This window comes from Ferrovibrio terrae, from assembly GCF_007197755.1.
Classification (GTDB): Bacteria; Pseudomonadota; Alphaproteobacteria; order Ferrovibrionales; family Ferrovibrionaceae; genus Ferrovibrio; species Ferrovibrio terrae.
In genome coordinates this window covers 3,412,694-3,438,783 of sequence record NZ_CP041636.1, presented here as the reverse complement: position 1 = coordinate 3,438,783, position 26,090 = coordinate 3,412,694, and the positions used below count along the sequence as shown (strand labels likewise).

Genomic DNA, 26,090 nt, shown 5'->3' with positions numbered 1-26,090 from the left:
AGCTTTAACCATTTTCTGCTTAGCTGATTTCGATGATGCAGGACTTTAGCCAGAATCAGGTCGATGTTGCCGGCGGCACCGATATCGCCAGTCAGGCCGTGCGCCTGCTGCAGGTGCTGAATGGCCGCGCCAATGAGGTACAGGGCGTGACCGCCCGCATGTTCACGCTGGCGACGATCCTGTCGTTTTCGGACTACGCCGACGGGTTCCGCCGGGTGCAGGAATTCCTGTCTTTCTGCGATGTGATCGAAAGCAAGCTGGAGAACCTGCCGCCGGCGACGCGCGAGCCGATCCTGCACGAAGTGACCGCCGTGAAGGTGCGCGCCCTCCATGCCCTGCTGAAGGCGATGGGGGCCTATCTGGTCGCGCTGGAAAAGCGCGACATGATCAATTTCTTCGCCCAGGCCGTTTTCCTGATGCAGCATGATGTGCTGGCGCAGTTCCAGGCCGAAATCCTGCCTGAAGTACCGCCGCAACTGGTGCCGGAAGCGATGGCGGGGCTGTGCGAAGAAGTGATGGGGCGGCTGAAACGCCTGCTCGATCGCTGCATCGACGTTCCAGACTTCCGTTTCGAGACATGAGCGCCCCGCCGCCGTCCGACACCATGCCGGCGGCGACCGCACAGACTGACCTGCAAAATCTGCAGGCCGGGCTGGAAGCACATCGGCGTGGTGACCTGCCCACGGCCGAACGTCTGTATCGGCTGGTGCTGCAGACGGCCCCCGATACGCTCGATGCCTATAATCTGCTGGGCCGCCTGCTGGTACAGGGCGGCCGCGTCGGCGATGCCATTCCGCTGCTGCGCCATGCACTCGACCGCAACCCCGGCCAGTCGGGTCTGTGGATCAGCTATGCCGAAGCGCTGCTGACCTATGGCGCGCATGAGGCAGCCCGCGAGGCCGCGGAAAAAGCGCGGCAGCTCGCGCCGAAAGATCCCGACGTGCTTTATGTCTGGGCCGAAACGCAGCGTGCGGCGTCTGCGTGGATTGCCGCGGCCGATGGTTATCGCCGTTTGCTGGCCGTGCGCCCCGATCATGCCGGGGCCTGGCTGCAGCTTGCCACCTGCCTGCAGGCCATGGGCGATTTGCCCGCCGCAAAACAGGCGGCCGAACGCGCGGTACAGCATGCACCGCAGGCGCCCGAATGTCACAACAACCTGGGCAGCCTCCATGCCGCCAGCGATGATCACGCTGCGGCGCTCCCGCATTTCGAGCGTGCGCTGGCGCTGCGGCCGAACTATCCCGCCGCCCTGATCAACAAGGGGGCGTCGCTGCGCGAGACCGGGCAGGCGGCTGACGCCGTGCTGTTGCTGCAGCAGGCGATGGCGCTGACGAATGGGCATCCGCAAGCTGTCGCCGGTCTTGCCCAGGCGCGCCACAGCCTTGGCCAGATCGATGAGGCGCGGCAGCTGTATCGCGATGCGCTGGCGCGCGAACCCAACGATGCGGAGACACAGTGGAATTACGCCCTGGCCGCGCTGACGGCGGGTGATTTCGCCGCCGGCTGGCAAGCCTATGCCTGGCGCTGGCGCAAGGCCATGCCGCCACTGCCGCACCGCGCCTGGCCCTGGCCGGTCTGGACCGAGAATGACATTGCCGGCAAGCGCCTGCTGATCTGGGGCGAGCAGGGGCTGGGCGACCGCCTGATGCTGCTGCAGTTCCTGCCGGCGCTGATCGAAGACGGCGCGAAGGTGACGCTGGAAACCGATCCCCGCCTGATCCCGTTGCTGCAGCGCAGCTTTGCCGGGATCGACTTCGCAGCCGAGGGCACGCATGCCGATCCGGAGTTGCTGCAACGCCAGTTCGACGGGCATCGCCCGCTCGGTGATCTTGCTGTCACCGCGCCGCCTGGCAAGCCGATCCTGCGCGCCGATCCGATCCGCAGCAATGCGCTCGCCGGCAAATACCGGGGCGACAGCCGCGATCGCCTGGTCGGCCTGTCGTGGCGCAGCGCCAATCCGACGCTCGGCGCAGCCAAGTCGCTCAGCATACCGGAACTGGCGCCGTTGGCGGCCATTGCCGGGCTGCGTTTCGTCTGCCTGCAATATGGCGCGACGCCAGAGGAGCATGCCGCGCTGCGGTCGCTTTTCGGCGACCGCTACATCGTCGATCCCGGGATCGACGCGAAGAACGATCTGGCCGGACTGGCCGACCAGATTGCCGCGCTCGACCTGACCGTCACGGTGTCGAATATCACCGCGCATCTTGCCGGCTCGCTGGGCCGTCCGGTCTGGTTGCTGGCGCCGGCTTCCGGCCGCAGCCTGTTTTTCTATCTGATGGCGGAAGGCGAGGGCACGCCCTGGTACGCGGGCATGCGGATTTTCCGGCGCAGCCATGACCGGGGCGCGGAAAGCCAGCTTGAGGCGGTCGCCAAGGGCCTCGAATTGCTGGCAAAATAGGCCTGCGGGTGTTAGCAAGGGCCCGCCGCTGGCTTGGCCGGCGCCCAGACCCTAGTTTAAGCCAATGACCCACAAAAACTATTACATCACCACGCCGATCTACTACGTCAACGACAAGCCGCATATCGGGCATGCCTACACCTCGCTTGCCTGCGACGTGCTGGCGCGCTTCAAGCGCCTTGATGGCTACGACGTGATGTTCCTGACCGGCACCGACGAGCATGGCCAGAAAGTGGAGAAATCGGCTGAAGCAGCCGGCATCGATCCGAAGACTTTCTGCGATCGCGTCAGCCTGAGCTTCCGCGATCTCGCCAAGACGATGAATTTTTCCAACGACGACTTCATCCGCACCACCGAGACGCGGCATGTCACCGCCGTACAGGCGCTGTGGCAGCAGCTGGTCGCCTCCGGAAACATCTATCTTGGCGATTATGCCGGCTGGTATGCCGTGCGCGACGAAGCCTTCTACCAGGAAGACGAACTGACCGATGGTCCGAACGGCCAGAAGCTGGCGCCGTCGGGCGCGCCGGTCGAATGGGTGAAAGAGCCGTCGTATTTCTTCCGCCTGTCTGCCTGGGGCGACCGGCTGATCAAGTTCTACGAGGACAATCCCGGCTTCATCCTGCCGACCAGCCGCCGCAACGAAGTGATGAGCTTTGTGAAGGGCGGGCTGAAGGACCTGTCGGTGTCACGCACCACCTTCAAGTGGGGCATCCCGGTGCCGGGTGATGAAGCACATATCATGTATGTGTGGCTCGATGCGCTGACCAATTACATTACTGCCGCCGGCTATCCGGATACCGAGAGCGCGACCTACACGAAGTTCTGGCCGGCCGACCTGCATATGGTCGGCAAGGACATCCTGCGTTTCCATGCGGTCTACTGGCCGGCCTTCCTGATGGCCGCTGACTTGCCGGTGCAGAAGCGCGTCTTCGCACATGGCTGGTGGACCAATGAAGGCCAGAAGATTTCCAAGTCGCTCGGGAACGTGATCGACCCGCTCAAGCTGATCGAGGAATACGGCCTCGACCAGACGCGCTATTTCCTGATGCGCGAAGTGCCATTTGGCAATGACGGCGATTTCCGCAAAGCCGCCGTCGTCGGTCGCATCAACTCCGAACTGGCCAATGGCTTTGGCAATCTGGCCCAGCGCACGCTCAGCTTCTGCGCCAAGAACACCAATGCGTCCGTGCCCGCACCAGGTCCGCTGAACGATGCCGACGACGCGCTGCTGGCGCAGGCCGACAGCCTGATCGAGCAGATGCGCGCGTCGCTGGACGAGCAGTCGATCCATGTCGCGCTTCAGCAGTGGTTCGACCTGGTGGATGCCGCCAACAAGTATATCGACGTTGAAGCGCCCTGGACGTTGCGCAAGACTGATCCGGCGCGCATGCAGACCGTGCTGTGGTGCCTGCTGGAAGCGATCCGCCAGCTGGCGATCCTGTCGCAGCCCTTCATGCCGCAGGCCTCGGCGAAGATGCTGGAACAGCTTGGCGTATCGGAAGCCGCACGCAGCTTCGCGCATCTGGGCGAACCTGGCCGTCTGCGTGCCGGTACGCCGCTGCCGACGCCGCAGGGCGTGTTCCCGCGTCATGTCGAAGCGGTTGCGAGTGTCTGAGATGGCAATGCTGATCGACAGCCATTGCCATCTGGATTTCCCCGATTTCGCTGAGGAGCGCGATGCGATCATCCAGCGCGCTCGGCAGGCCGGCATTGGCCTGATGTTGACAATCTCGACGCGGCTTGATCAGTTCGAGCGCGTGCTGGCGGTGGCCGAAGCCTATCCGGATGTCTACTGCACTGTCGGTATCCACCCGCATGAAGCTGACGACCATGTCGATGTCGCCGCCGCCAGGCTGATCGAGCTGGCCAAACATCCCAAGGTGGTGGGGCTGGGCGAGACCGGGCTCGACTATTTCTATGAACACAGCGACCGTGACGCGCAGAAGACCTGCTTCCTGGCGCATATCGTGGCCGCACGCGAAACCGGCCTGCCGGTGGTGATCCATACCCGCGATGCCGACGACGATACCGCGGCCATCCTCGATGCAGAGATGGCCAAGGGCAAGTTCAAGGGCCTGCTGCACTGCTTCTCGTCGGGCCAGCCGCTCGCCGAACTGGCAGTCCGCCATGACATGATGGTGTCGTTCTCCGGCATCCTGACCTTCAACAAGGCGCGCGCCGTTCAGGACTCGGCGCAGGCCTTGCCCATGAAGAACCTGCTGGTGGAAACCGACGCGCCCTATCTCGCGCCCGTTCCCATGCGCGGCAAGCGCAACGAACCTTCCTTCGTGGCGCATACCGCGGCCTTCCTCGCCAAGCTGAAGGGTGTCGGTGTGTCAGAGATCACGGAGACGACCACGGCGAATTTCCTGCGCCTGTTCGACAAGGTGCCGCACGAGGCGGTCAGCGACCGCCGGGCGGCCTGACTCGCGCATGAAGATCACTATCCTGGGCAGCGGAGGATCGGTAGGCGTGCCGCGCATCGACGGCAACTGGGGCGCCTGTGATCCGAACGAGCCGAAGAACCGGCGCAGCCGTGGCTCCATCGTGATCGAGCAGGGCGAGACGCGCCTGCTGATCGATACCAGCCCCGATCTGCGCAGCCAGTTTCTGGCGAACAACTTCCATTGGGTCACTGCTGTCGCCTGGACGCATGACCATGCTGACCAGACGCATGGCATCGATGATCTGCGCACGCTGGCCTATATCCAGAAAAAGCGCATCGAAGGCTATGCCGATGCCTTCACGCATGAGCGCCTGACCAGGAAATTCGCTTATTGCTTCCAGAAGATGGGCGACGGCTATCCGCCGATTCTTGAGCCGAAGACGATCGACGGTCCGTTCACGGTCGGCGATCTCGAGGTGATTCCATTCCGCCAACAGCATGGTGCGATTCACTCGCTGGGTTTCCGCTGCGGTGATTTTGCCTATTCCAACGATGTCGTGGCGCTGGATGACGCAGCCTTTGCGACACTGGAAGGCATCAAGCTCTGGGTGGTGGATGCGCTGCGCCATGAGCCACATCCAACGCACAGTCATGTCGAACAGACGCTGGGCTGGATCGCGCGGCTGGATGTCGAACGCGCGGTGCTGACCAACCTGCATATCGATCTCGATTATAACAAGCTGAAAGCAGAGTTGCCGCCAGGCGTCGAACCCGCCTATGACGGCATGGTGCTGCACTGCTGACATGTTGAAGACGATCTGGGCGATCTCGGAACGTGGTGCAGCAGGGATGCAGAGCCAGGCGCTTGGCTTGGCCGAGGCGCTGTTCACCACCGAAGGCTTCGCCATGCCCGAAAACTTCGAGGTGGCGCTGCGCGCGCCGCAACGCTGGTTGCCCATGCATCCGGTATTCGCCGGCATGGGGGCGCTGAGCCCGGATACGCTGACGCCGATCATGGCGCAGGTCGCGAAACAAGGCTGGCCCGACCTGCTGATCGCCAGTGGTCGCAAGGCGGCCTTCGCCGCGCTGGCGATCCGCAAGGCGAGCGGCGGCAAGACACGCACCGTACTGACCCAGGATCCGCGCAGCAATCCGCGCCACTGGGATATCCTGGTGGTGCCGGAGCACGACCATGTGCGTGGGCCGAATGTGCTGCTGACCAATGGCGCATTGCATCGCGTTACGAAATTCAAGCTGGAGAGCGGAGCCGCGGCGCTGCGCGCCGAATGCGCCCGGATTCCAACTCCACGAGTGGCTGTGCTGGTCGGCGGCAGCAACCGCAACTACACGCTCGACGAAGACTGGATGCGTGAGTTCGTCGCGCAGCTCCGTCTGATGACCGAACGTTCCGGCTGCGGCATCCTCGCCACCGTGTCTCGTCGCACCGGCGAGGCCGAAGCCAACATTCTGCGTGGCGGTCTGGCCAGCCTGCCGGCGATCCTGTGGGACGGGAAGGGACCAAACCCTTATTTTGGCTTCCTCGGCCTGGCCGACGCCATCGTGGTGACGAGTGAGTCGATCTCGATGATTTCGGAAGCCTGCTCGACCGGCAAACCGGTTCTGGTGGCGCGCCTGCCGGGGCGATCCAGGCGCTTTGAACAGTTCTACGACAGCCTGCTGCGACGTGGCCTGATCCAGTGGTTCGATGGCCGCCTGATGCAGTGGGAAAATGGCCGTATCGACGATATGGACCATATCGCCCGTGATATCCGCGACCGGCTCGGCTGGGCTTAAGCCAGTCGCCACCTGAGGCGGTTTGTCGCGCATCCACGCTTTTATGATACTTTATAACGCTTTTGGGGCCGAAGCCGCTTTATTTTGCGACCGGTTCTCATTATTACTAGGCGGCCTCACAGACGCAGCCGCACAAAAAACCGCGGCAAATCAGGAGTAAGATACTGATGAACCATGAACTTTCCTTCATGGCGCTGATCATCAACGCCGACCCGATCGTGCAAGCGGTGATGGCGATCCTGGTCCTGTCGTCTGTAGCCTGCTGGGCGATCACGGTGGAAAAGCTGGTGCGGTTCGGCTCGCTGCGTCGTGCGGCCCGCAATTTCGAAGCCGCTGTGAAAGCCGATGCGCTGCTGAGCAATCCGAAAGCCGGCGAGGGCATCCAGACGGCGATCCTGAATGCCGCTGCGCGCGAGCGCAAGGACGGCATTGATGCCGGCGAGAGCCGCTATGAATTCCGCGTCCGTCTCGAAATGGTGATGCGTCAGGCGATGGCGCAGCAATTGCGCCAGGTCGAGCCCGGCCTGCCGTTCCTCGCCACCGTGGGCTCTGCCGCGCCGTTCATCGGCCTGTTCGGCACCGTCTGGGGCATCATGAACAGCTTCTCGGCTATTGCCGGTTCGAACGATACCAGCCTCGCGGTTGTGGCGCCCGGCATTGCCGAGGCGTTGTTCGCCACCGCGCTCGGCCTCGTCGCCGCGATTCCCGCCGTCGTGCTTTACAACAAGTTCAGCACCGATCTCGGCCGTCTGGCGCAGCGTTTCAACGTCGCCATCAATGAGGCCGCCCGGCAGTTCTCGCGCAGCAGCACGGTGCATCCCCGTTCGATGGCCGAGGCAGGTCAGTAAGGACAACTGATCATGGCGATTTCTCCGATCGGCAACGGCGGTAACGACTACAGCAACGATGGCTTCGACGGCTATAAGCCGATCTCTGACATCAATGTCACGCCGTTCGTCGACGTCATGCTGGTGCTGCTGATTATCTTCATGGTCGCCGCACCGCTGATGATGGTGGGTGTGCCGCTGCAACTGCCCAAGACGACCGCCGCCAAGGTGACTCCGCCGAAGGAGCCGCTGGTCGTCAGCATGGACAAGGACGGCAAGCTGTTTATCCGCAAGAATCCGGTGGAAGAGGCCGATCTTGTCGCCGCCCTGCAGGCGCTGAACGAGAACGAGGCGAACACCGTGATCTATGTGCGCGGTGACAAGACGCTTGAATACGGCCGCATCATGGATCTGATGGGCAAGGTCGGACAGGCCGGCTTCGGCAAGATTTCTCTCGTCGCCGAAGGCGCCACGCCGCCGCCTACGAAGTAAGGCTGATGCGCGCAACAGTCACATCCTGGGTCGTCTCGGTCAGCGCCCATCTCGCTGCGATTGCGTTCCTGCTGTTCGGATTCCCGTTTTTCCAGAAGCCGATCCAGGCCGAGGAAAAATTCCAGGGCATAGAGGTTCTGCTGCTGGCGGCTGCGCCGCCGGAGCCGCAGGTGGTGAATATTCCGCCGCCACCGCCCCCGCCGCCGCCACCACCGCCGGAAGTCGATCCGATCACAACGAAGTCGGAGGAGCCGGACCTTGAACCGGCACCCCCGCCCAAGCCCAAGCCCGTTGTGCGTCGGCCGGCTCCGCCGCCTCCGCCACAGCCGCCCAAGGAACAGCCGAAGGTGGAAACCCCGCCACAGCCAGTCTACCAGCCGCCGCAGCAGCAGGTGGCTGTTGCTCCGCCTGCACCGGTGAACTCGGCGCCACGCGTCGTGGTCAATCCGGATGCCGAGGCGAACTACTACGCCCAGTTGCTGGCCTGGCTGGAGAAGAACAAGGAATATCCGCGCCGCGCCCAGTTGCGCCGCATGGAAGGCGTGGCGCATCTGCGCTTTGTCATCGACGAAAACGGTCGCGTGATGTCGTACAAGATCGAGCGCAGTTCGGGTCATGATGCGCTGGACGATGCCGTCGAACGCATGATCGCCAAGGCGTCGCCACTGCCGCCGATTCCGCCATCGCTTGGCAAGTCCAGGCTCGATGTCGTGGTCCCGGTACAGTTTTTCCTGAAGTAGTTTCAGAGTCAAAAAGAAACAGGGGGAGCCGATGATCCGCTCAATTCTGGCAGCAGCAATTCTTGGCCTCGGCCTGCTGGGAGGTATGCCGGCGCTGGCTGCAGAAACCGGCAAAGCGGCCGTGCTGAAGACCTATGCCGATATTGCGCAGGCGATCTACGATGATTCCGTCAGTACCGCGCGTAACCTGCAGAAGGCCGTAAATGCGCTGATTGCCAGGCCGTCGGAGGCGACGATGAAGGCGGCGCGCGAGGCCTGGATCGCGGCCCGCGTTCCCTATCAGCAGTCGGAAGTTTTCCGCTTCGGCAATCCGGTGGTCGACGCGTGGGAAGGCCGCGTCAATGCCTGGCCGCTCGATGAAGGCCTGATCGACTATGTCGATGCCGGCAAATATGGCGAGGAGTCGGACGAGAACCCGCTTTATGCCGCTAACGTCATCGCCAACAAGAAGCTGAGCTTCGGCGGCAAGACGATGAATACCAGCCAGATCAACTGGCGCCTGCTGCGCAACCTGCATGAAGTGGGTGGTGTTGAGGCCAATGTAGCCACCGGTTACCATGCGGTGGAATTCCTGCTCTGGGGCCAGGACCTGAACGGCACTGGCCCGGGCGCCGGCAACCGTCCCTGGACCGATTATGCCAAGCAGGGTTGCACCAACGGCAACTGCGACCGTCGTGCGCAGTATCTGTCGGTTGCCACCCAGATTCTGGTCGAGGACCTGGCCTTCATGGCCAAGCAGTGGGCCGCAGACGGCGAAGCGCGCAAGGCGCTGACCGTCAAGGGCGTAGATGCCGGCATCAGCATGATGATCACCGGCATCGGCAGTCTGTCCTACGGTGAACTGGCCGGCGAGCGCATGAAGCTCGGCCTGCTGCTGCATGATCCCGAAGAAGAGCATGACTGCTTCTCCGACAACACCCACAATTCGCATTACTACAACGTCGTCGGCATGCTGAATGTCTATGGTGGTGAATATAAGCGCGTGAACGGCAGCATGGTGAAGGGCGCCAGCCTGAGCCAGCTGGTGCGCGGCGGTGCGGCGGACCTTGATACCGAGATGCGCGGTAAGCTGAAGGCGACTCTGGATGCGATGACCGCGATCAAGCAGCGTGCCGAGACCAAGGAAGCCTATGACCAGATGCTGGCCGACGGCAACGCGGAGGGTAATGCCGTGATCCAGGCTGCTATCGACCGGCTGACCGACCAGACCAGGATGCTCGAGCGCGTCGTGGGGTCGCTGAAGCTGAAAGCGACCTTTGAAGGTTCGGACAGCCTCGATGCACCCGACAAGGTCGGCAAGAAGTAAGCGGTACGCGCTCACGGTACTGGCTGGCTCCCTGTGGGCTGGTCTGGTGCTGGCTGGCGCCGCGCACGCGGAAGCTTCCGACCAGCTGGCAGGCGCCGCCACCGTGCGGCGCTTCGATGCCACCGCGTTTTCGCAACCCTCGGCCAATATGGCATTCGAGCGCCAGCTCGATTTCAAGGTTGGCGACGGAATCTTCCGCAAGCTCTGGGTGCCGTCGCCCAGTTCGACGAAATCGTCGGATGGCCTCGGCCCGCTGCTGAATGCGCGCGGCTGCCAGTCCTGCCATCTGCGCGATGGCCGCGGGCGGCCGCCGGCAGCGAACGAAGCCGCCACCTCGATGGTCCTGCGCCTCAGCATCCCACCGCAGACTGAGGCCGACCGTCTGGCGCTGGCGACTTACATGCGTGCGGCGACGCCCGAACCAACCTATGGCGGGCAGTTGCAGAATTTCTCGGTGAACGGCCTGCTGGCCGAAGGCCGCATGACGATTGCCTATACCGAACATCCGGTCACGCTGGCCGATGGTGAAGTGGTGCGGCTGCGCAAGCCGCGCTATGGCGCGACCGAGCTCAACTACGGACCGATGCACCGGCAGACCATGATCTCGCCGCGTATCGCGCCGCCGATGATCGGCCTCGGACTGCTGGAGATGATCCCGGAAGAGGCCTTGCTGAAACATGCCGATCCGGAGGATGCCAATGGCGACGGCATTGCCGGCAAGCCGAACCGCGTGCGCAGCCATGCCGAGGGCAGGGCGATGATCGGGCGCTTCGGCTGGAAAGCCGGCATGCCCACGGTTGCCGACCAGGTGGCGGATGCCTTCGCCACCGATCTCGGTCTCTCCACGCATCTCGTGCCGGCCTCGCATGGCGACTGCACGCCGACGCAGAAAGCCTGCCTCAGCCTGCCAACCGGCGACGATGCGCGCGAAAAGGTGGAAGTGCCGCGCAAGATGTTTGATCTCGTGGTTTTTTATGCGCGCAATCTGGGCGTGCCGGCGCAGCGCAATCCGCAGGGCCCGGCCGTGCTGCGCGGCAAAGCGCTGTTCGCGGCGGTCGGCTGCAGTGGTTGTCATGTACCGAGCTTCGTCACCGGCCGCGATCCGGCGCGGCCTGAGCAATCAGCGCAGCGAATCTTCCCCTACACCGACCTGCTGTTGCATGACATGGGCGAGGGGCTGGCCGATGAACGGCCGGAAGGTGAAGCCAATGGCCGCCAGTGGCGCACGTCGCCGCTCTGGGGGATCGGCCTGACCCGCACGGTCAGTGGGCATGATATGATGCTGCATGACGGCCGCGCCCGTGGCGCGCTGGAAGCCATCTTGTGGCATGGCGGTGAGGCCGAGGCGGCAAGGGCGCGCGTGCAGCGCATGAGCCGTGCCGAACGCGCCGACCTGCTCGCCTTCATTCAGTCGCTTTAGTTTCCGGGAGTCTTCATCATGCGCTCGATTGCATCCGTCCTGGCTGTTCTGCTGTTCCTCGCCGGCAATCCCGGCCATGCCGTGGAGGCGAGCGCCTATGCCGCGCTGAACAAGGCCGCCATCGACCAACACATCCTGCCGCGCTATGACGCGCTGGTGACGGCCACCGCCGGACTGAATGCCGCGGCCAAGTCCTACTGCGCTGCGCCGGCGACCAGACCGGTCGCCGATCTGCAGGTGGCGTTCGGTCAGACGTTGGATGCCTGGCAGGATATCCAGCATGTGCGTTTCGGGCCGATCGACTGGTTCTTCCGCAGCCAGCGCTTTGCATTCTGGCCCGATCCGCGCAACACCATAGGCAAGCAGATGGCTGAATTGCTGTCGAAGCACCAGTCTGGTTCGGTCGACCCGGAACTGCTGGCCAAGGGCAGCGTCGCCACGCAGGGTCTGCCGGCACTGGAACGCCTGATCTTTGGTGAAGACGCCAGCAAGCTGAAGTCGGGTACAGACGCGGCCTACCGCTGCCGCTATGTGGAAGCCATTGCGATCAACCTGGCGCAGATGGCGAAAGAGACGCAGGCGGCGTGGCGGGAAGGTGGCGACAAGGCTTTTGCCGCCGTGATGCAGGACGGCAGGAATCCCGATGCACCGTATCGCGAACCGCAGGAAGCCACGCTTGAGCTGTTCAAGGCGCTGTACCTGGCTGTCGAACTGGCCGCCGATCACAAGCTGGCGCGGCCACTGGGCGCGGCATTGAAGGATGCGCGGCCGCGGCTGGCGGAATCCTGGCGCAGCGAGCGCTCGCTGCGCAACATCCAGCGGAATCTGGCCGCCGCACAGGATCTCTATCTGAACAGTTTCTCTCCGGCCGTGACTGACAAAGCGGTCGACACCGCGATCCGCGATGGCATCGCCAAATCGGTGACGACGGCCAATGCGATCAGAGTTCCGCTCGAGACCGCTGTGCAGGACGCGAAAACCCGTCCCCAGGCCGAGGCGCTGGCTGCTGAACTGCTGGCGCTGAAGAAGCTGCTGGGCGACCGGCTGCCGCCGGCTCTGGATATCCCGGTCGGCTTCAACGCGCTGGATGGAGACTGAACGATGATTTCGCGTCGTGAGGTTCTCTCTGGTCTGGGTGCAGCAGGTCTGCTGCCGCTAGTCGGTTCGTCGGCTTTTGGCGCCGCCCGGACGCGCCTGTATCTGAACGCCTATGGCGACAGGGGCACCTTTGGTCTGGCCGGTTTCGACGCCGATGGCCAGCTTCGCTACCGGTTGCCGCTGCCGGGTCGTGGCCACAGTTTTGCGAAGCGTGACGATGGCCGCATCGCGGTGGCGTTTGCGCGGCGGCCGGGCGACTACGCGCTGGTTTTCGATCCGGTCGCCGGCACGGCCTTGCATCTGATCCCGGCGGTCGAGGACCGGAATTTCTGCGGGCATGGCGCTTTCACCGCTGACGGCAAGCTGATGTTTGCCACCGAGGCGATCGGCTCGACCGGCGATGGCGTGCTCGGCATCTATGACGCCGCCGATCGCTGGAAACGTGTCGGTGAAATTCGCACCCATGGCCTGGACCCGCATGAGGTCCGCCTGATGCCGGACGGCCGCACGCTGGTGGTGGCCAATGGCGGCATCCTGATGCGCTCAGACATGCCGCGGCTCAAACTCAACATCCCGGACATGGACCCGTCGCTGGTCTATCTGGATGCCCGGGATGGCAGCCTGGTGCGTCAGGTTCGCCCGGCGGCCGAACTGCGCCAGCTCAGCATCCGCCATATCGCCATCGACCGGCGCGGCCGGGTGGCCGTGGCCATGCAGTATGAGGGCCCGGAGACTGATACGGTGCCGCTGGTGGCTGTGCATGACGCGCCGGCCGGGACTGACCGGCTGGGCTATCTGCCGATGCCCGAGGATCAGCGGGCGGCCATGCGGCAGTATTGCGGCTCGGCGGCCATGGACCGCAGCGGCCGCTATCTGGCGGTCAGCAGTCCGCGCGGCAACCGGGTGCTGATCTGGGACATGGAGCGGCTGGCGCTGCTGCAGGTCGGCGAGGCGCGCGATGTCTGCGGGCTTGCGGCACAACCAGACGCGGGCTTCCTGGTATCAAACGGGCTTGGCCGCATGTACCGGCTGGGCAATGACGGTCGCATGGCGACAGTGGCAGAGGCCGGACGACTGCAATGGGACAACCACATGGTTGTTGCGGGTTGATTTTGGTAATCTATTGGAAAATCTATATCATTTATTTTCCATAATATACATTATCCGATATATGGGTATTGATAGGGCGGCGTCTTTGAGGCTCCTCGCTGCCTGCGCTCCGGCTATCCCGGCCTGTTCGACCTCAGCGCTCGCGCAGGCTTTCCTGGCGGTACCGGGCGATTGGCGACAGCAGATAGTCGATCATGCGTCGGCGATCGGTTTTCACCTCCGCGGTCAGCGCCATGCCGGCGCCGAGTTCCACCTGACGACCATCAACGTTCATTGAACTGCGTTCCAGCGCGATCCGGATCGGATAGACCAGCCCCCGCTTTTCATCCGGCACGGCATCCCGGGAAACCGAAATCACCTTGCCCGGAATGGTGCCGTATTTGGTGAACAGGAAGGTCTCGATCTTCACCTCGACCTCCTGGCCGGGCTGGATGAAGCCGATATCCCGGTTCTGCACCGTTGCTTCCACCTCGAGCGTCGCATTGTCAGGAACGATCACCATCAGAACCTGGGCCGGAGTCACCACACCACCAATGGAATGAATCGCCAGCTGCTGGACGACACCATCCAGTGGCGCCGTCAGAGTCTGCAGTCCGTGACGCTGTTCCGCCTTGAGGAACTCTTCCTCAAGCACAGCGGCCTTACGCTGGGCCTCGTCACGCTGGTTGAGGACGACCTTGAGATACTCGGACTGGATCTGCTGGCGCTGGCGCTGCAGGGCCGCGACTGCGGCGGCAGCCTCTTCGCGACGGTGACGCTGTCCCCTGAGGGCGTATTCCATCTCGACTTGCTGCTGCTGAAGTTCGAGCGCCAGCAATCGCGACCCGAAGCCCTTGTCTGCCAACTCGGTTCTGGCCTGGCTGCGCGTACGCAGCAGCGGCAAGGCGTTCTCGAGCCGGGCAATATCGGCCTCCACCGACTTCCGGTCGGCATTGCGGCGCTCCAGTTCTGCATCCATCCCGGCCAGGCGGGCCAGATGTTCATCGACCTGACTGACAAGCATCGCAGTATGCAGCTCGACGAGAGATCTGGGCGTGCCGATCGGAGGGACAAACCGTCGCAGCGCGTCGGCCGGTATTGCCGAGGCTTCAAGCCGCGCCGCATCAAGACGCGAGGCGACCAGTTCTGCGGTCAGGCGCCGCATGTCGGCGCCAGCCGTCGTGGGATCGAGCTCAACCAGGCGTTCGCCTGCCTTCACATGCTGGCCGTTCTGCACACGGATGGCACGGACCACGCCCGGCTCCAATGGCTGGATCACCTTGGTCTGCCCGGCCGGAATGGTGCGCCCGTCGGCAACGGCAACCACGTCGAGCTCGCCAATAAACGACCAGGCCAAGCCTACTGCCAGCAACGCTGTCAGCGACCAGAAGGTATATCGCGCCGTCGGCGATGGCGGGCTTTCGAGAACTTCAAGCGCCGCAGGCAGGAACTCGACTTCATCGCGCTGCCGTGGTTCGCGCGGACCGCGCTGTTTTTCGAATTTCCATGCAGCATGGGCGATCTCGGTCGCGTTGCGCAGACCATTCCAGACCGAGGGGCGTCCAGCCTTAGACGACATGGAGTCCCCCTGCCTGCTGCCGCATCATCGCGGCAAACCGACCGCCCTGCCGCAGTAACTGGTCGGGCGCCCCATCCTCCACGATCTGGCCACGGTCAATTGTGATAATGCGGTGTGCCAGACGGACGGCCGAAAGCCGGTGCGCGATAATCAGAACCGTACGCCCTTTGCAGATATGCTCCATGTTGGTGTGGATCGCGGCTTCGGATTCCACATCAAGGGCGCTGGTCGCCTCATCGAATATCAGGATGCGTGGATTGCCGATCAACGCACGGGCGATGGCGATGCGCTGGCGCTGGCCACCCGATAAAGTCGAACCGCGTTCACCGACCAGCGTGTCGTAACCCTGCGACAGCGCGACAATGAAATCATGTGCGCCCGCCAGCTGGGCCGCGGCGATCACCCGTTCGAGCGGAACACCCGGATCGGACAGCGCGATATTTTCGCGAATACTCCCGCTGAACAGCGTATTTTCCTGCAGCACCACACCGACGGCACGGCGCAGCGATGCCGGATCTATCTGGGTCAGATCGAGGCCATCGACACTGACCTTGCCTGCCTCAGGCACATACAGACGCTGCACCAGCTTGGCCAAAGTGCTCTTGCCCGAGCCGGACGGGCCGACAATGCCCAGGATCTGCCCGGCAGGGATCGTCAGCGAGAGATTGCGCAGGATTTCAGGACCATCGGGCCGGTAGCGGAACGTCGCGCGATCGAATTCGATATGACCTTTCAGCTGAGGCAATGATTGCCGGCCAGCACTGATGCCGGCTTCCGAATGTGTATTCAGAATGTCGCCAAGTCGCTCGATGGAGATGCGCGCCTGCTGAAAATCCTGCCAGAGCTGGGCAATGCGCAGGATTGGGCCGCTGACGCGGCCAGACAGCATGTTGAAGGCAATCAGCTCGCCGACTGTCAGCCCTCCTCCGATCACCAGCTTCGCGCCGACCCACAGGATTGCCGCCGTTACGATTTTGCTGATCAGCTGGGCTGCCTGGCTGGCGAAGTTGGAAAGATTGCCGACACGGAAGGAGGCCCGTACATAGGCCGCCAGCAGTTCTTCCCAGCGGCGCTGCATCTGCGGCTCTACGGCCATCGCCTTCACCGTCTCGATTCCGCCAACGCGTTCGACGAGGAAGGACTGGTTCTCCGAGCCGCGGGCAAACTTTTCATCGAGACGACGCTTCAGCGTCGGGGTAACGATCAGGGAAATGGCGATATAGAACGGCACCGCCGCCAGACATATCCAGCTCAGCAGCGGGCTGTAGAAGAACATCACGGCAATGAAAACGAAGGTGAAGACGAGATCCACGGCGACGGTGACGGTCGAGCCAGTGAGGAAATTACGGATATTCTCCAGTTCGCGTACCCGGGCGACACTGTCGCCAACGCGGCGCGCTTCGAAATAGGCCAGCGGCAGACCCATCAGATGGCGAAAGAGCTGCGCGCCAAGCTCCAGGTCGATCCGGTTGGTGGTGTGCGAGAACAGGTATGTCCGCAGCCCGCCGAACATCGCCTCGAATATGGCAATCGCGACCAGCGCAAAGACCAGAACGTCCAGCGTTGAAAGCGACCGATGCACCATGACCTTGTCGATCACGACCTGGAACATGAGGGGTGCAACCAGGGCCAGCAACTGGATGATGAAGGAGGCGAGCAGCACCTCCCCGAACATTTTGCGGTATTTGACAATGGCGGGGATGAACCAGGACGCGTCGAAGTGACGCCGGACACCGGACAGATCGGCGCGTGTTGCCACCAGGATCAGTTCCTGGCTCCAGATCGCTTCGAACTCGGCCCGCGTCATCGGTCGCGGTTTTCCGTCGTGCCCGTCCGCGACGAGTACGCCTTCCCGGCCCTGTTCCTCGCGCACGGCGGCCAGTACGATAAAGCCGCCATCCTTCAGGCCGGCAATGGCCGGCAGCGGGGTGCGGCTGAGCCGTTGCCAGGTCGTGGCGATCTTTCGCAGTTTGAGATCGAGCTGCCGTCCCGCACGAATGATGTCATCGCCGGAAGTCTGCCCGCCGGGGTTCGCAAATCTGTGCAAGAGCTGCCCGGCATCGACCGGCCGCCCGAGCACGCGCATGACCAGCGCGAGACAGAGGAGCCCCCTGTCGCCTTCAGCCGGCTTGCCTGCTCCCTGCTCCAACGAAATCCCCCACACCTCCCCCCATTCTGGGGGGATCAATCCACTGTAGCAACTATAGGGCTAGTTGCGGAGAACTGGAATGCCGTTGCAGTCAGGGCTGGGGCAGACATCAATTCTGGGGAGCGGCTTTCTAGGCCCAGGTTGTGGCAAACACCGGGGCAAGATCGCTCGCCAGCTGGGGCGACAGCGTGAAGTCGCCGGTTCCCGGCTGGGTGTAGGTCGCCATGGCGTCAACCAGTGCCTGCACATTGGCTGCCGAAAGGCTGTGACTGCCATCCGTAGTCTGGATGCTGTCGACCCGACGGGTGCTGTCGGTATACCAGCTCTTCAGCAGCACGCTGCTGGCGCTCTCGCCGATCACATCGATCCGCAGGTCGTTGCCGACCTGTCGGAACCAGAGCTGGTCGTAGGACACACCACTTCCGAACAGGACAGCATCGGTGGTGCCGGCTGCATCGGTTATGCCGGCCTGCACGATATCGTCGACACCATCACCGCGTGCGACCAGATAAGTGTCACTGCCGTCTCCGCCGGTCAGAACGTCATTCCCGCCGGCACCGCTAATGGAATCATTGCCGGCCATCCCGTAGATCGACTGGCCGGCCGCGGTTCCCGTCAAGACGTTATCACCGCTGCTGCCCATGATGTCGTTCGGCCCGAGCAGCGGCGGCAGAGGCCCGCCTGTCCACTCTGTAAGATCGAGGGTGCCATTAGCAAAGAGCAGCTTCTCGATACCGGTCAGTGTATCGGTGCCCTCGGTGCCAATGTTGGCAGCGACCGTGATGGCTCCGCTGTTGTAACTGATCGTGTAGTTGTTCAGCGACAGGGCATAAACCGCGATATCAACACCGGCTCCGCCATCCAGGGTGTCGTTGCCGCCATCGCCACGCAGGGTATCGTCGCCATCGGCACCACGCAGCACATTGGCAACGCTGCTGCCGGTCAGCGTGTCGGCATGCTCAGAGCCTGAGAGATTGGTTGCACCTGCGAGGTTTCGCGTAGTCCCGCGCCATACGTAGCTGCCAGTGAACTGGTCGCCGGTTGCATCGCCGCCGCTGGCAGCACCTGTTGCCAGATTGACATTCACACCCGCGGCGGAATGCGTGTAAACCAGCGTGTCATTCCCGCCTCTGCCATCGAAGATGTCCGCTCCGGCGCCGCCTTCAAACATGTCGTCAGAGGTGAGAATGTTCATGTAAACATCGTCGTAAGCCGAACCGCGGACACCCTCTACCTGGCGCAATGTATCCTTAAACGGATTGATTGATGCGTTGTAAAAATAGGAAGCAATATTCGTGGGCGTGCCCCTCTGGAAAAACATGCCGGTCATACCGGCAGGCTTCACGATATCGCTGTAGTCGACCCAATCGACACCGGCTCCTCCGGTGATATCGTCGACACCACCACTGGAGATGAAAATGTTGTCGCCGCCATTGCCGGTCAGTGTGTCGTTGAAACTGGATCCCTGCAGGTTTTCAAAACCATGCAGTACATCGTTTGCGGCATCGCCATAGAAGCCAAGCCCTGTCTCCAGGCTGACCGTGACGCCGGCAGATGAACCGGCATAGCTCGCCGTGTCATTGCCGCTGCCGCCGACCAGAATATCGCCGCCGGCGCCGCCGATCATAACATCGTCGCCGCCAAGGCCGTGTAGATAGTCAACGCCGCCGGTCCCGGTCAGCGTCTCGTGGCCTTCCGTGCCATACACGGTTCCCGCTGGCATTGTCGGTTCCGGCAACGGGCCGCCCGTCCAGCCGGTAAAGTCATAGACCAGACCGTTGAACTTCAGCTTCTCCATGCCGGTCAGCGTGTCGACATCTTCGTAGCCACTTTGCGCATCAACCGTGATGACGCCGTTATTGTAGGTGATCCGATAGCGACCGATCGGTTTCTCAAACACGGCGGTGTCGATGCCATTCCCGCCATTGAGCGTGTCGTTCTGATTGCCGCCATAGAGGCTGTCATCGCCATCGCCACCATCAAGCAGGTCGATGCCATTGCCGCCGGTGAGGGTGTCATTGCCATTAAGGCCGTAAATCTGATCGGCAGCGGCCGTACCATTCAAAACGTTATCTGTGGCATCGCCAGTGATAACAGCCATCTTTTCCCCTCCGGAATCGCTATCAGTTGCTGGCGACATTTCCACAACCGGAGAAAAACTGTCAATCGCAATAAGTGTAATTAATATAATTAGAATACCCTTAAAGGAGTATTGTGGCGAAAATATTCACATCCTTAGAAGGAGCAGACTCGACAGCTTGTCCCGTATTCAATGAGGCCTTGTCGGAAGCAGAGGCTCGTTTTTGGCGGCGATGGCAAGGCAGCCGTGATTCCTGCAGGATGAAAACATCTGATTCTTATCCAGACGCACCTAGGCCGCCATGACAGCTTCCCATGATCTCACCAGCCTGGCCGAACTGCTGCGCATCATGGCGCGGCTACGCGACCCGGATGGTGGCTGCCCCTGGGATCTCGAGCAGAGTTTCGCGACCATCGCGCCCTACACCATCGAGGAAGCCTACGAGGTCGAAGACGCCATTGCGCGCAACGACCTGCCGGCGCTCAAGGATGAGCTCGGCGACCTGCTGCTGCAGGTCGTGTTCCATGCCCGCATGGCCGAGGAAGCCGGCCATTTCGCCTTCCCGGACGTCGCCGCCGGGATCGCCGACAAGATGGTCCGCCGGCATCCGCATGTCTTCGGTGATGTGAACGCCGATCATCCCGAGACCGTCAGTGCGAACTGGGAAAGCATCAAGGCCGCCGAGCGCGCCGCAAAGGCCGAGGCAGCCGTCGATCATGGCCTGTCGGCCGTGCTGGCCGGCGTCACCCCGGGCCTTCCGGCGCTGCTACGCGCCGTGAAGCTGCAGAACCGGGCCGCCCGGGTCGGGTTCGACTGGCCGGACAAACGCCCTGTTCTTGCAAAGATTCGTGAGGAACTCGAAGAGCTTGAGGTTGAAATCGAATCTGGTGGATCAGATCGCATTGAGGAAGAGTTTGGCGACTTTCTGTTCGTGGTCGCCAACCTGGCCCGTCATCTGAAGCTCGATCCGGAAGCCTCGCTGCGAGCAGCAAATCGAAAATTTGAGCGTAGATTCAGTCATATGGAAATCATTCTCAATTCAGAAGGTAAACAGTTGGCGGAATGCGACCTCGACACCATGGATGCGGCCTGGAATAAGGCCAAGCTACTGGAAAACCAGCAGAAATAACGTCCGGCCACGGCCTTTGGACACCGCCTGTGGCAGCGCACTGCCCTCGCCCGATTCCCTTGCAAATCAGATACTTGCCTCGTGACATTGGCCAGACAAAGGCCTGCCAAGCGGAACTTTTCGCACCCGCTCACGGTTAATTTGGCACCTTCCCAGCACCACGAAGGAGTATCGCCATGCGCAAGATCGCAATCGCAGCCGTTTCCGCTCTCGCCCTGCTCGCCGCCGCCGCCCCAATGACCATGGCGCCGTCCGCCTATGCCGCCAGCAGTGGCACCTGGGACCAGGTCGAGGGCAACTGGAACCAGTTTGCCGGCAAGGTGAAGCAGCGTTGGGGCAAGCTGACCGATGACGACGTGACCGTGATCAACGGCAAGCGTCAGGAGCTGGTCGGCAAGATCCAGGAACGCTACGGCGTCGCCAAGAAGGAAGCCGAGAAGCAGGTGGATGAATGGGAGAAAACCCAGGCCGTCCGCTGACCCCTACCAGAACTCAAAAAAAAGGAACCTCCCCAATGGACCGCGTAACCGCCAATGCCAAAGCCACCATGCCCTCCTGGGACCGGATCGAAGGGAACTGGAAGCAGTTCACAGGCAAAATTCAGGAGCGCTGGGGCGAATTGACCAATGATGACCTCGATGTCGTTGCCGGCCGCCGCGAGCAGCTCGTGGGCAAGATTCAGGAGCGCTACGGCATCGTCACCGACCAGGCCGAGCGCCAGGTCGCAGCCTGGATGAATGAACTGGCCGAGGCCGACAAAGGCGTCGCCAGGCCGAAGCCCAGCAAGCACTAACACAGACGCCAACCCAGAAACCCGAAAAAGAAATAGGAGCATCCCATGGCTACCGCAGCAGCAACCCGCACCCGGCGCCGCGCCCGCACCCCTGAAGCCGAACTGGCAGACCTGCGCAGTCAGGTACTTGAACTCGGCAGCGATCTCGGCGACCTCGTCACGCGTGCCAAGACCGAAGGCACCGCGCTGGCCGAAGCCGAACTGGCACAACTGCAGAGCCGCATCGTCGAACTGGGCGGCAGCCTGAAGGAGCACGGCCGCGAGGCGATCGACCGTATCGAGGAGACCGTTCAGGAGCACCCGGCCGGCAGCCTGCTCGCCGCATTTGCCGCCGGCGCCCTGCTCACCGTTCTGCTGAAGCGCTAAGCATGAACACGATGGCGACCCTGCTGCCCGGCTTGCTGCTGAGCGGGTTGCAGGCGGCTGCATCCAAGCGGCAGAAACGGCGCCTTGCCGTCATTGCCGTGCTGGGCATCATCGCCTTTGCCGCGCTCTCGGCCAGCTTCATCCTGTTTGGCTGGGCGCTTTTCCTGGGCTACGGCACGTCGATGGCGCCACACTGGGCCGCGGCTGTAGCCGGCGCGACGCTGATCGGTTTCATCCTCATCCTGGGCATTATCGCCGGGCTGGTGTGGAACTATTGGCCCAAGCATGGCCTGCAAGAAGAAATCGACAAGCTGCGTGACGAGATCGAACCGCTGGCCCGCAAGCATCCGCTGGCCAGCATAGGCGTCGCAGCCGGACTGGGCGTGTTGCTGACCTCGATCCTGAAACGCTGACGCCTCGCTGAGGCTCAAAATGAAAAGGGCGCGGCCTTGCGGCTGCGCCCTTTCGCGTTGAGATGCCCAGACAGATCAGAACGGAATCTCGTCGTCCATGTCGTCGCGGCGCGGGGCTGAACCACCACCACCACTGCCAGAGGAGCGGCCACCACCGCCAGAACCGCCACCGGGGCCGCCACTGCTGCCATAATCGTCCCCGCCGCCGCCGTATGATCCGCCGCCGCCTTCACGGCCATCCAGCATGGTCAGTTCGCCACGGAAGCGCTGCAACACCACTTCGGTGGTGTATTTTTCGGCGCCGTCCTTGTCTGTCCATTTGCGGGTCTGCAGGGAGCCTTCGATGTAAACCTTGGAGCCCTTTTTCAGGTAGGACTTGGCGACCTTGACCAGATTCTCGTTGAAAATCACGACCCGGTGCCATTCGGTGCGCTCCTTGCGCTCACCCGAAGCCTTGTCTTTCCAGGTTTCCGACGTCGCCAGCGACAGCTGGGCGATCTCTTCGCCCGACTGCATGCTGCGGATTTCGGGGTCGCGCCCTAGATTACCAACCAGGATCACCTTGTTGACGCTGCCAGCCATATCTTAACCCCTATCCGTTCACGAGATGATCTTATATCATGAGTCGGGCGTATAATGAAAGCCCGGCCCGAAAAGAGCAATAATCGGCCCCCCAGATACGGCGTTTTACCCATGCAGAAGTTCATATCGGTCCGCGGTGCCCGCGAGCACAATCTGAAGAACGTGGATGTCGACATCCCGCGCGACAAGCTGGTCGTCCTGACCGGCCTGTCGGGGTCGGGCAAGTCTTCCCTCGCCTTCGATACGATCTATGCGGAGGGCCAGCGCCGCTACGTCGAATCGCTGTCGGCCTATGCGCGCCAGTTCCTCGAGCTGATGCAGAAACCCGATGTCGACCATATCGACGGCCTGAGCCCGGCGATCTCCATCGAGCAGAAGACCACCTCGAAGAATCCGCGCTCGACGGTCGGCACCGTCACCGAGATCTACGACTACCTGCGCCTGCTGTTCGCGCGTATCGGCGTGCCCTACTCACCCGCCACCGGTTTGCCGATCGAAAGCCAGACGGTCAGCCAGATGGTGGATCGCGTGCTGGGCATGACCGAAGGCACCCGCCTGCTGATCCTCGCGCCCATCGTGCGCGGCCGCAAAGGCGAATACAGAAAAGAATTGCAGGACCTGCAGAAGCGCGGCTTCCAGCGCGTGAAGGTCGACGGCAAGCTCTACGAGATCGCCGAGGTGCCGGCGCTCAACAAGAAGCTGAAGCACGATATCGAAGTGGTGGTTGACCGCGTGGTCGTGCGCGCTGACATCAAGACGCGACTGGCGGATTCCATCGAGACCGCGCTGAATCTCGCCGATGGCATTGCCTTTGCCGAGAATGCCGACAAGGACGAACGCACCATCTTCTCGGCGAAATTCGCCTGCCCGGTCTCAGGCTTCACCATCGAGGAGATTGAGCCGCGGCTGTTCTCGTTCAACAGCCCGCATGGCGCCTGCCCGACCTGCGATGGCCTCGGCTCGAAGATGTATTTCGACGCCGCCATGGTGGTGCCGGAGGAAGGCATCTCCCTGAAGGAAGGCGCCATCGTGCCATGGTCGCGTGCCGCCACGCCCTCGCCCTACTACCTGCAGACGCTCGAAGGCCTGGCGAAGTTCTATAAATTCTCGCTCACCACCAAGTGGAAGGAGCTGCCGGCCAAGACCCGCAACGCCATCCTGCATGGTTCCGGCGATGACATCGTGCCGATCACCTACGACGATGGCATGCGGACCTACACGGTGAAGCGGCCGTTCGAAGGCGTGCTGCCGAATCTGGAGCGGCGCTGGCGCGAGACTGAATCCGACACCATCCGCGAGGACCTGTCGCGTTATCAGTCGGCCACGGCCTGCGAGACCTGCAACGGCTATCGTCTGAAGGCGGAGGCCATGGCGGTGAAGGTCGGCGGCCTGCATATCGGCCAGGCCTGCGAATTCTCGATTTCCGAGGCGCGCGACTGGTTCCTCAGCCTGACGAAAAAGCTTAAGCCCAAGGAAAAGGATATCGCGGCGCGCATCCTGAAAGAAATCAACGACCGCCTGGGTTTCCTGGTCAATGTCGGCCTCGACTATCTCTCGATGTCACGCTCGTCGGGTACGCTGTCGGGCGGCGAAAGCCAGCGTATCCGGCTGGCCTCGCAGATTGGCTCTGGCCTCACCGGCGTGCTCTATGTGCTGGACGAGCCTTCGATCGGCCTGCATCAGCGCGACAATGCCAAACTGCTCGAGACGCTGGTGCATCTGCGCGACATCGGGAACAGCGTGCTGGTGGTGGAGCATGATGAGGAAGCCATCCGGCAGGCCGACTATGTCATCGACATGGGGCCAGCGGCTGGCGTGCATGGCGGCGAAATCATCGCCGAGGGCACGCCTGAAGACATCATGGCGGCGAAGAAATCCGTCACCGGCCAGTATCTGAACGGCACCAGGTTCGTTGCCGTGCCCAAGGTCCGCCGCAAGCGCGTGTCGAACAAGCTGTTGAAGGTGATCGGCGCCAAGGCCAACAATCTGCAGAATGTGTCGGTCGATTTTCCGCTCGGCCTGTTCACCTGCGTCACCGGTGTGTCCGGTGGCGGCAAATCGACGCTGACCATCGAGACGCTGTACAAGGCGATCTCGCGCAAGCTGAACAACAGCCGCGAACTGCCCGGCGCACATGAGCGGATCGAAGGCCTGGAATGGCTCGACAAGATCGTCGACATCGATCAGTCGCCGATCGGCCGCACGCCGCGCTCCAATCCGGCCACCTATACCGGCGCCTTCGGCCCGATCCGCGACTGGTTCGCCGGACTGCCCGAGGCCAAGACGCGCGGCTATGCGCCCGGCCGTTTCTCGTTCAACGTCAAGGGGGGGCGCTGCGAAGCCTGCCAGGGTGACGGCCTGATCAAGATCGAGATGCACTTCCTGCCCGACGTCTATGTGCAATGTGATGTCTGCAAGGGTAAGCGCTACAACCGCGAGACGCTGGAAATCCACTATCGCGACAAGTCGATTGCCGATGTGCTCGACATGACGGTGGAAGACGGCGCCGAGTTCTTCAAGGCGGTGCCGACCATCCGCGAAAAGCTGGAAACGCTGAACCGCGTCGGCCTCGGCTATATCAAGATCGGCCAGTCGGCCACCACGCTGTCAGGTGGCGAAGCCCAGCGCGTCAAGCTGGCGAAGGAACTGTCCAAGCGCGCCACCGGCCGCACGCTTTACATCCTCGACGAACCGACCACCGGCCTGCATTTCGAGGATGTGCGCAAACTGCTGGAAGTACTGCACGAGCTGGTCGATTCCGGCAATACCATGATCGTGATCGAGCATAATCTTGAAGTGGTGAAGACCGCTGACTGGATCGTCGACATGGGCCCGGAAGGCGGCAGCGGTGGCGGCCGCGTGGTCGCCCAGGGCACGCCGGAGGATGTCGCCAAGGTGAAGGACAGCTATACTGGCCAGTACCTGAAGGAATATCTCAAGCCGGCGGCGCAGCGCAGCACCCCCAGCCTGAAGAAATCGAGCCGCGACGCGGCCGAATAACCACGAACCGAAGTGATTGAGGGGGAGTTTGTATGATCACGCGTAAAGCCCTGACGTTGGCCGATGTTCAGGCCATTGCCGCCGGCGCCGAAGCCGAGGCTATCAAAAACGACTGGAAGGTCAGCATCGCCATCACCGACGATGGCGGCCACCTGCTGCATTTCCAGCGCCTGGACGGCGCGCCGACGCAGTCGACCTATATCAGCCAGGGCAAGGCCAAGGCAGCCGCCTTTTCGCGCAAGCCGACCAAGGCGCTGGAAGATATCGTCGGCGGCGGCCGTAATGCGTTCCTGTCGGTGCCGGATATGGTACTGCTGGAAGGCGGTGAGCCGATCATCGTGGACGGTGTCTGCATCGGCGGTGTTGGCGTGTCGGGCGTGAAGTCGAGTGATGATGCGATCATCGCCCGCGCCGGTATCGCCAAGCTGGGCGCCTGAACGCCTCCC

At 62.5% G+C, this 26,090-nt stretch carries 24 protein-coding genes; 20 read left to right on the top strand and 4 right to left on the bottom strand.

Annotated features, from left to right (window positions below; all coding sequences use genetic code 11):
- Nucleotides 1-32 precede the first annotated feature (32 nt).
- From FNB15_RS16800 to FNB15_RS16740, 13 genes are all read left to right on the top strand, one after another.
- Complete coding sequence (locus tag FNB15_RS16800) at nucleotides 33-581, top strand: hypothetical protein (RefSeq protein ID WP_144257825.1); 549 nt, start codon at nucleotides 33-35, stop codon at nucleotides 579-581.
- Nucleotides 578-2,398 (top strand): tetratricopeptide repeat protein, encoded by a 1,821-nt coding sequence (locus tag FNB15_RS16795; RefSeq protein WP_144069808.1) that lies wholly within the window; start codon nucleotides 578-580, stop codon nucleotides 2,396-2,398. Before FNB15_RS16800 ends, FNB15_RS16795 begins: the two co-directional genes overlap by 4 nt.
- 64 nt (nucleotides 2,399-2,462) lie before the next feature.
- The gene (metG, locus tag FNB15_RS16790; RefSeq protein WP_144069807.1) at nucleotides 2,463-4,016 is read left to right on the top strand and encodes a methionine--tRNA ligase; all 1,554 of its coding nucleotides are present in this window, start codon (nucleotides 2,463-2,465) and stop codon (nucleotides 4,014-4,016) included.
- Between the two features lie 7 nt (nucleotides 4,017-4,023).
- Entirely contained in the window at nucleotides 4,024-4,827 is an 804-nt protein-coding gene (locus tag FNB15_RS16785) for a TatD family hydrolase (RefSeq protein ID WP_144258798.1), read from the top strand.
- A gap of 7 nt (nucleotides 4,828-4,834) precedes the next feature.
- Complete coding sequence (locus FNB15_RS16780; protein WP_144069806.1) at nucleotides 4,835-5,590, top strand: MBL fold metallo-hydrolase; 756 nt, start codon at nucleotides 4,835-4,837, stop codon at nucleotides 5,588-5,590.
- Nucleotide 5,591: 1 nt separating this feature from the next.
- On the top strand, nucleotides 5,592-6,581 hold the full coding sequence (locus tag FNB15_RS16775) for a mitochondrial fission ELM1 family protein (RefSeq protein ID WP_185973593.1): 990 nt from the start codon (nucleotides 5,592-5,594) through the stop codon (nucleotides 6,579-6,581).
- Nucleotides 6,582-6,748: 167 nt separating this feature from the next.
- Entirely contained in the window at nucleotides 6,749-7,429 is a 681-nt protein-coding gene (locus FNB15_RS16770) for a MotA/TolQ/ExbB proton channel family protein (RefSeq protein ID WP_144069804.1), read from the top strand.
- A gap of 12 nt (nucleotides 7,430-7,441) precedes the next feature.
- Nucleotides 7,442-7,900 (top strand): ExbD/TolR family protein, encoded by a 459-nt coding sequence (locus FNB15_RS16765; RefSeq protein WP_144069803.1) that lies wholly within the window; start codon nucleotides 7,442-7,444, stop codon nucleotides 7,898-7,900.
- A 5-nt stretch (nucleotides 7,901-7,905) separates the two neighbouring features.
- Entirely contained in the window at nucleotides 7,906-8,640 is a 735-nt protein-coding gene (locus tag FNB15_RS16760; protein ID WP_144069802.1) for an energy transducer TonB, read from the top strand.
- Nucleotides 8,641-8,671: 31 nt separating this feature from the next.
- Entirely contained in the window at nucleotides 8,672-9,946 is a 1,275-nt protein-coding gene (locus FNB15_RS16755) for an imelysin family protein (RefSeq protein ID WP_144069801.1), read from the top strand.
- 46 nt (nucleotides 9,947-9,992) lie between these two features.
- A complete protein-coding gene (locus tag FNB15_RS16750; RefSeq protein ID WP_246068713.1) occupies nucleotides 9,993-11,366 on the top strand; it encodes a di-heme oxidoreductase family protein in 1,374 nt (457 codons plus the stop codon).
- 18 nt (nucleotides 11,367-11,384) lie between these two features.
- The gene (locus tag FNB15_RS16745; RefSeq protein WP_144069799.1) at nucleotides 11,385-12,464 is read left to right on the top strand and encodes an imelysin family protein; all 1,080 of its coding nucleotides are present in this window, start codon (nucleotides 11,385-11,387) and stop codon (nucleotides 12,462-12,464) included.
- A 3-nt stretch (nucleotides 12,465-12,467) separates the two neighbouring features.
- The gene (locus FNB15_RS16740) at nucleotides 12,468-13,574 is read left to right on the top strand and encodes a DUF1513 domain-containing protein (protein ID WP_144069798.1); all 1,107 of its coding nucleotides are present in this window, start codon (nucleotides 12,468-12,470) and stop codon (nucleotides 13,572-13,574) included.
- Between the two features lie 133 nt (nucleotides 13,575-13,707).
- Here FNB15_RS16740 and FNB15_RS16735 read toward each other — a convergent pair whose 3' ends face one another.
- The 3 genes from FNB15_RS16735 to FNB15_RS16725 all read right to left on the bottom strand — a co-directional run bounded on the left by FNB15_RS16735 (nucleotide 13,708) and on the right by FNB15_RS16725 (nucleotide 19,382).
- Nucleotides 13,708-15,132 (bottom strand): HlyD family type I secretion periplasmic adaptor subunit, encoded by a 1,425-nt coding sequence (locus tag FNB15_RS16735; RefSeq protein ID WP_144069797.1) that lies wholly within the window; start codon nucleotides 15,130-15,132, stop codon nucleotides 13,708-13,710.
- Nucleotides 15,122-17,281, bottom strand: a complete 2,160-nt coding sequence (locus tag FNB15_RS16730) for a type I secretion system permease/ATPase (protein WP_246068712.1) — start codon at nucleotides 17,279-17,281, stop codon at nucleotides 15,122-15,124. The genes FNB15_RS16735 and FNB15_RS16730 overlap by 11 nt, the downstream gene beginning before the upstream one ends.
- Before the next feature lie 130 nt (nucleotides 17,282-17,411).
- Nucleotides 17,412-19,382 (bottom strand): calcium-binding protein, encoded by a 1,971-nt coding sequence (locus tag FNB15_RS16725; protein WP_185973592.1) that lies wholly within the window; start codon nucleotides 19,380-19,382, stop codon nucleotides 17,412-17,414.
- Nucleotides 19,383-19,662: 280 nt separating this feature from the next.
- On the opposite strand from FNB15_RS16725, the gene mazG reads away from it, so the two are divergent.
- The 5 genes from mazG to FNB15_RS16700 all read left to right on the top strand — a co-directional run bounded on the left by mazG (nucleotide 19,663) and on the right by FNB15_RS16700 (nucleotide 22,062).
- Nucleotides 19,663-20,490: a nucleoside triphosphate pyrophosphohydrolase gene (mazG, locus tag FNB15_RS16720; RefSeq protein ID WP_144069795.1), complete on the top strand. Its 828-nt coding sequence runs from the start codon at nucleotides 19,663-19,665 to the stop codon at nucleotides 20,488-20,490.
- 176 nt (nucleotides 20,491-20,666) lie between these two features.
- Nucleotides 20,667-20,969 (top strand): CsbD family protein, encoded by a 303-nt coding sequence (locus tag FNB15_RS16715; protein ID WP_342777564.1) that lies wholly within the window; start codon nucleotides 20,667-20,669, stop codon nucleotides 20,967-20,969.
- 35 nt (nucleotides 20,970-21,004) lie between these two features.
- On the top strand, nucleotides 21,005-21,283 hold the full coding sequence (locus FNB15_RS16710; RefSeq protein WP_342777563.1) for a CsbD family protein: 279 nt from the start codon (nucleotides 21,005-21,007) through the stop codon (nucleotides 21,281-21,283).
- Between the two features lie 45 nt (nucleotides 21,284-21,328).
- Complete coding sequence (locus FNB15_RS16705) at nucleotides 21,329-21,649, top strand: hypothetical protein (RefSeq protein ID WP_144069794.1); 321 nt, start codon at nucleotides 21,329-21,331, stop codon at nucleotides 21,647-21,649.
- 2 nt (nucleotides 21,650-21,651) lie between these two features.
- Complete coding sequence (locus tag FNB15_RS16700) at nucleotides 21,652-22,062, top strand: hypothetical protein (RefSeq protein WP_144069793.1); 411 nt, start codon at nucleotides 21,652-21,654, stop codon at nucleotides 22,060-22,062.
- A 75-nt stretch (nucleotides 22,063-22,137) separates the two neighbouring features.
- Here the strand turns inward: FNB15_RS16700 and ssb are convergent, their stop codons facing one another.
- Entirely contained in the window at nucleotides 22,138-22,644 is a 507-nt protein-coding gene (gene ssb / locus FNB15_RS16695; RefSeq protein WP_144069792.1) for a single-stranded DNA-binding protein, read from the bottom strand.
- Between the two features lie 111 nt (nucleotides 22,645-22,755).
- Between ssb and uvrA the strand changes: the two genes are divergently transcribed.
- Together uvrA and FNB15_RS16685 are read left to right on the top strand one after the other, a co-directional pair.
- Nucleotides 22,756-25,644 (top strand): excinuclease ABC subunit UvrA, encoded by a 2,889-nt coding sequence (gene uvrA, locus FNB15_RS16690; protein WP_144069791.1) that lies wholly within the window; start codon nucleotides 22,756-22,758, stop codon nucleotides 25,642-25,644.
- A gap of 32 nt (nucleotides 25,645-25,676) precedes the next feature.
- On the top strand, nucleotides 25,677-26,081 hold the full coding sequence (locus FNB15_RS16685; RefSeq protein WP_144069790.1) for a GlcG/HbpS family heme-binding protein: 405 nt from the start codon (nucleotides 25,677-25,679) through the stop codon (nucleotides 26,079-26,081).
- The last annotated feature ends 9 nt before the right edge of the window (nucleotides 26,082-26,090 follow it).

Bases quoted from the DNA above. Each gene is read 5' to 3' on its own strand.
- FNB15_RS16800 (WP_144257825.1), top strand. From the start codon at position 33: ATGATGCAGGACTTTAGCCAGAATCAGGTCGATGTTGCCGGCGGCACC.
- FNB15_RS16795 (WP_144069808.1), top strand. From the start codon at position 578: ATGAGCGCCCCGCCGCCGTCCGACACCATGCCGGCGGCGACCGCACAG.
- metG (WP_144069807.1), top strand. From the start codon at position 2,463: ATGACCCACAAAAACTATTACATCACCACGCCGATCTACTACGTCAAC.
- FNB15_RS16785 (WP_144258798.1), top strand. From the start codon at position 4,024: ATGCTGATCGACAGCCATTGCCATCTGGATTTCCCCGATTTCGCTGAG.
- FNB15_RS16780 (WP_144069806.1), top strand. From the start codon at position 4,835: ATGAAGATCACTATCCTGGGCAGCGGAGGATCGGTAGGCGTGCCGCGC.
- FNB15_RS16775 (WP_185973593.1), top strand. From the start codon at position 5,592: ATGTTGAAGACGATCTGGGCGATCTCGGAACGTGGTGCAGCAGGGATG.
- FNB15_RS16770 (WP_144069804.1), top strand. From the start codon at position 6,749: ATGAACCATGAACTTTCCTTCATGGCGCTGATCATCAACGCCGACCCG.
- FNB15_RS16765 (WP_144069803.1), top strand. From the start codon at position 7,442: ATGGCGATTTCTCCGATCGGCAACGGCGGTAACGACTACAGCAACGAT.
- FNB15_RS16760 (WP_144069802.1), top strand. From the start codon at position 7,906: ATGCGCGCAACAGTCACATCCTGGGTCGTCTCGGTCAGCGCCCATCTC.
- FNB15_RS16755 (WP_144069801.1), top strand. From the start codon at position 8,672: ATGATCCGCTCAATTCTGGCAGCAGCAATTCTTGGCCTCGGCCTGCTG.
- FNB15_RS16745 (WP_144069799.1), top strand. From the start codon at position 11,385: ATGCGCTCGATTGCATCCGTCCTGGCTGTTCTGCTGTTCCTCGCCGGC.
- FNB15_RS16740 (WP_144069798.1), top strand. From the start codon at position 12,468: ATGATTTCGCGTCGTGAGGTTCTCTCTGGTCTGGGTGCAGCAGGTCTG.
- FNB15_RS16735 (WP_144069797.1), bottom strand. From the start codon at position 15,132: ATGTCGTCTAAGGCTGGACGCCCCTCGGTCTGGAATGGTCTGCGCAAC.
- FNB15_RS16725 (WP_185973592.1), bottom strand. From the start codon at position 19,382: ATGGCTGTTATCACTGGCGATGCCACAGATAACGTTTTGAATGGTACG.
- mazG (WP_144069795.1), top strand. From the start codon at position 19,663: ATGACAGCTTCCCATGATCTCACCAGCCTGGCCGAACTGCTGCGCATC.
- FNB15_RS16715 (WP_342777564.1), top strand. From the start codon at position 20,667: ATGCGCAAGATCGCAATCGCAGCCGTTTCCGCTCTCGCCCTGCTCGCC.
- FNB15_RS16710 (WP_342777563.1), top strand. From the start codon at position 21,005: ATGGACCGCGTAACCGCCAATGCCAAAGCCACCATGCCCTCCTGGGAC.
- FNB15_RS16705 (WP_144069794.1), top strand. From the start codon at position 21,329: ATGGCTACCGCAGCAGCAACCCGCACCCGGCGCCGCGCCCGCACCCCT.
- FNB15_RS16700 (WP_144069793.1), top strand. From the start codon at position 21,652: ATGAACACGATGGCGACCCTGCTGCCCGGCTTGCTGCTGAGCGGGTTG.
- ssb (WP_144069792.1), bottom strand. From the start codon at position 22,644: ATGGCTGGCAGCGTCAACAAGGTGATCCTGGTTGGTAATCTAGGGCGC.
- uvrA (WP_144069791.1), top strand. From the start codon at position 22,756: ATGCAGAAGTTCATATCGGTCCGCGGTGCCCGCGAGCACAATCTGAAG.
- FNB15_RS16685 (WP_144069790.1), top strand. From the start codon at position 25,677: ATGATCACGCGTAAAGCCCTGACGTTGGCCGATGTTCAGGCCATTGCC.